We start from the raw sequence: 414 nt of genomic DNA on the forward strand, positions 1-414 counted from the left end.
GCTCCTTAGAAAGGAGGTGATCCAGCCGCACCTTCCGGTACGGCTACCTTGTTACGACTTCGTCCCAATCGCCAGTCCCACCTTCGACAGCTCCCTCCCACAAGGGGTTGGGCCACCGGCTTCGGGTGTTACCGACTTTCGTGACGTGACGGGCGGTGTGTACAAGGCCCGGGAACGTATTCACCGCAGCACTGCTGATCTGCGATTACTAGCAACTCCGACTTCATGGGGTCGAGTTGCAGACCCCAATCCGAACTGAGACCGGCTTTTTGAGATTCGCTCCACCTCACGGCATCGCAGCTCATTGTACCGGCCATTGTAGCACGTGTGCAGCCCAAGACATAAGGGGCATGATGACTTGACGTCGTCCCCACCTTCCTCCGAGTTGACCCCGGCGGTCTCCTGTGAGTCCCC

The 414-nt window shown here is 58.9% G+C and carries 1 rRNA gene; it reads right to left on the reverse strand.

Going from position 1 to position 414, the window contains the following annotated elements:
* Positions 1-9 precede the first annotated feature (9 nt).
* A 16S ribosomal RNA gene (locus tag GFH49_RS01595) occupies positions 10-414 on the reverse strand; the annotation flags it as partial.

Source organism: Streptomyces blattellae, assembly GCF_009709555.1.
Classification (GTDB): domain Bacteria; phylum Actinomycetota; class Actinomycetes; order Streptomycetales; family Streptomycetaceae; genus Streptomyces; species Streptomyces blattellae.